A 3229-nucleotide genomic window follows, 5' to 3' on the forward strand; every position below is an offset into this window, starting at 1 on the left:
GCTGCCGGCTCCCGCCAGGGCTCGATCCAGCCCCCCGCCAGCAGGGGCGCCACCAGATCCGGTTCGGGTCCATCCAGGAGGTTGAACAGCGGTGCCCCGTGGTTGACCTGCCAGCCGGCGTCGTGGCGGGAGCGGCGGGTGGCGGCCCGGCCGCCGGGACCTCGGCCCGCTTCCCGGAGGACGATCGACCCGCCCCAGCCACCGCGCCGCAGCCCCGCGGCCAGGGCGCAGCCGGCCACCCCGGCGCCGATCACCGCCACCGAGGGCGCAGGTGGGGGCGCTGGCTGGTCAGACTCGGCGGTGGAACCAGCCATGGAGCGATGCCGATGACGCCTGACGACAAAGCCATCCTGGCGGCGTCCGCCCCCTGGCTGGGCGCCCTGCTCAACGTCGTGCCCGGCCTGGGCAGCGGCTACATCTACCAGCGCCGCTGGCGTGCGTACTGGATCACCACGGCCCTGGCCACGGGCTGGTTCCTGCTCGGGGCGGTGCTGGGCGGCACCGGCGCCGCGGCGGACCCGCAGGCCGCCGATCCCACCGACCAGCTGATCGGTCTGGGGGGACTGCTGCTGCTGGCGGCGATCACGGCCGCCGAGGCCTTCCGCGCCGCCCGCCAGGCCCGAGCGGAATGAGCCCGGACGGAGTGAGAATCTGGGGAGTCCTGTCCCCTGGTGGCGGATGAGCGAGACCCCGGACGGCGAGCGACCCACCGAGCGACCCACCGAGCGACCCACCGAGGGCCCGGTGATGGGCCTGCTCGCCCGCGGCCTGGAGCTGTGGCTGCGCCAGCAGTGCGAGGCGATCGAGCGGCTGGAGATCCGCCTGGAGGGCTCGGGGCTGCGGCTGTTGCGTGGCCGCCTCGACGGCGTGCGGCTGCGGGCCCGGCGGGTCGTCTACCAGGCGATGGAGATTGAGGAGGTGGAGCTGCGCTGCGACGGCATCCAGGTGCGCATGGGCTCCCTGGTGCGCAACCAGGCGGTGAAGCTGGAGTCGCCCTTCCGCATCCAGGGGCAGGTGAGCTTCAGCGGCGATGGGCTGAGCCGCTCCCTGAGCACCCCGGCCTGGCGCGGCCTCGGTGACGGCCTGGCCGACGACCTGCTGGGCCTCACCCCCCTGGCGGGTCTGCGCATCCGGGAGGACCGGCTGCTGCTGCGGGCCTATGGCAGCGGCGACCGGGAGCCGGTGGAGCGGGAGGTGGCGGTGCGGGCCGACGGCGGCACCGTGGAACTGCGCTGCGCCGAGGGGACCCCCCACGCCCGGCTGCCGATGGATCCCAACATCCGCATCGAGCGGGCCGAGCTGGGTGCCGGCCTGCTGCACCTGGAGGGGGAGGCCCGGGTCTCCCCTTGAGAGGCCCGGCCGGGGAGTGCCTCTGAGGGGTCCTCAGCCCCGCTGCAGCAGGGGCAGCACCAGGGTCACCGCGGAGTAGACCACCGCCGGCACGAACAGGTAGCTGTCGATCCGGTCGAGGATGCCGCCGTGGCCGGGGATCGCATCGCCGGAATCCTTCAGGCCCGCGTCGCGCTTCATCATCGATTCGGTCAGGTCGCCCACCAGGGCGAACAGGGACACCACCGCCCCCAGCACCGCCCCGACCAGCCAGCCCCAACGCCAGCCCAGCAGCACGCCGCCGAGGCCCCCCACCAGCAGGGCGCAGCACACCCCGCCCAGGGCCCCCTCCACCGTCTTGCCGGGGGAGATCGGCGAGAGGGCGTGCCGCCCCAGGCGCCGGCCGATCACGTAGGAGCCGATGTCGGTGGCCACGATCATCAGGCAGGCCAGCAGGGTCAGGGCCATGCCCGGGCTCCAGGGCCAGCCCAGCCCCTCAAGGGCGGGAGCCAGGGCGGGATCGGTGAGGTCCCGCAGCTTGATCCAGTGGCTGGGCAGGAAGCCCAGATAGAACAGGCCGAACACCGAGGCGGCGATGTCGGCGATGGTGCCGGTGACGGGCTGGAGCAGCAGCCAGCCGCAGATCACCGCCCCGGAGGCGGGCAGCACGGCCGCCGCCACGTCGCCCGCCATGCCGCTCCCCCCCCAGAGGCTGCCGGCGGCCACCTGGGTGGAGACCAGAAGCAGCTGCACCGCCACCAGGGTGGTCTTGGCGGCCGGCCGGATGCCCTTGAACTGGGCCATGCGGAAGAACTCCAGCAGGCCCAGGTGCACGATCACCCCCACGGCGACGGTGAACCACCAGCCGCCCAGGCCCACCACCACCAGGCCGAAGCCGCCCGCCAGCCAGCCGCTGAGCAGGCGGGGGAAGGAGGTGGCGGTGCGGGGGGCGGGAAGCAAGGGCTCGGGCTCAGCGTTCGGCGGCGATCACGAACAGCGGTTCGGCGGCCGCCAGCTTGGCCTGGCTGCCGCGGCGCTGCATGCGGTGCACGGTGGCCTGCACCACCTGCACATCGTGGGCGCCCAGCTGGGCGAGGGTGTCGGTGGCCTTCACCAGGCCCTCCAGGTTGACGGTGCTGATCACCAGCCGTCCGGAGGGCTGCAGCGCTTCCCAGACGGCCCGCAGCACGTCCTCCAGGGGCCGGCCCACCTCCAGCAGCACCCGGTCGGGATGGGGCGGCAGCAGGGCCAGGCCCTCCGGGGCCTCGCCGGCGTGGATGTGCAGGTTGTGGATGTCGAAGCGCTGCCGGTTGCGCTCCAGCAGCTCGATCGCCTCCGGATCCCGCTCCAGGGTGTGCACCGCACCACCGGGCATCAGCCGGGCGATCTCCAGGGCCAGGGCGCCGGTGCCGCCGCCCACGTCCCAGACGAGGGAATCGGCCCGGGGCCGCAGGTGGGCCAGCAGCATCACCCGCAGCTCCAGCGGTGTGGGGCTGAAGCCCGGGGCGTCCTCGAAGGCGCTGTCCGGCAGTCCGGGGGTGACGAAATCCCAGTGGAAGGGGTTCGGCAACGGGCTCACGAACCGGCCACGACGCTCACCGTATCAGCGATCTGACCGGGCCAGAGACGCCGTTGCTCCAGCAGCCAGCCGGCGCGGGCCGCATCGATCCGCTCCCCCGGCACCAGCAGGGGGATCCCCGGCGGATAGGGACAGATCGGTGCCGCCGCCACCCGGCCGGTGGCCTCCTCCAGGGGGATGGCCGCGGTGGGGCTCCGCCAGGCCACGCCGATCGGCAGCTCCGGTGCCGCCAGCAGCGGCAGGGGCGGCCGGGTGAACGGGGGCAGGGGCAGACCGCCGAGGGCCCGTCGCAGGGCTTGCTTCCAGTCGCCGGTGCCATAG

At 74.1% G+C, this 3229-nt stretch carries 6 protein-coding genes; 2 read left to right on the forward strand and 4 right to left on the reverse strand.

Going from position 1 to position 3229, the window contains the following annotated elements:
- Positions 1 to 314: NAD(P)-binding protein (locus VB737_RS15895; RefSeq protein WP_500314382.1), on the reverse strand; the 314-nt coding region annotated here is incomplete at its 3' end.
- Between the two features lie 6 nt (positions 315 to 320).
- Between VB737_RS15895 and VB737_RS15900 the strand changes: the two genes are divergently transcribed.
- On the forward strand, positions 321 to 632 hold the full coding sequence (locus VB737_RS15900) for a DUF8646 family protein (RefSeq protein WP_500314384.1): 312 nt from the start codon (positions 321 to 323) through the stop codon (positions 630 to 632).
- Between the two features lie 46 nt (positions 633 to 678).
- Positions 679 to 1350 carry an LmeA family phospholipid-binding protein gene (locus VB737_RS15905; RefSeq protein WP_500314385.1) on the forward strand — a complete coding sequence of 224 codons (672 nt, stop codon included), beginning with the start codon at positions 679 to 681 and terminating at the stop codon, positions 1348 to 1350.
- Between the two features lie 33 nt (positions 1351 to 1383).
- Here the strand turns inward: VB737_RS15905 and VB737_RS15910 are convergent, their stop codons facing one another.
- The 3 genes from VB737_RS15910 to VB737_RS15920 form a co-directional block, all read right to left on the reverse strand.
- Entirely contained in the window at positions 1384 to 2289 is a 906-nt protein-coding gene (locus tag VB737_RS15910) for a phosphatidate cytidylyltransferase (RefSeq protein ID WP_500314387.1), read from the reverse strand.
- Between the two features lie 10 nt (positions 2290 to 2299).
- Positions 2300 to 2899, reverse strand: coding sequence for a precorrin-6Y C5,15-methyltransferase subunit CbiT (gene cbiT / locus VB737_RS15915; RefSeq protein WP_500314390.1), 600 nt, complete (start codon positions 2897 to 2899; stop codon positions 2300 to 2302).
- 5 nt (positions 2900 to 2904) lie between these two features.
- The coding region (locus VB737_RS15920) for an Orn/Lys/Arg family decarboxylase (protein ID WP_500314388.1) at positions 2905 to 3229 on the reverse strand (325 nt) is incomplete at its 5' end.

Origin of the sequence: Synechococcus sp. BA-120 BA3 (assembly GCF_034931285.1) — a bacterium.
Classification (GTDB): Bacteria; Cyanobacteriota; Cyanobacteriia; order PCC-6307; family Cyanobiaceae; genus Cyanobium.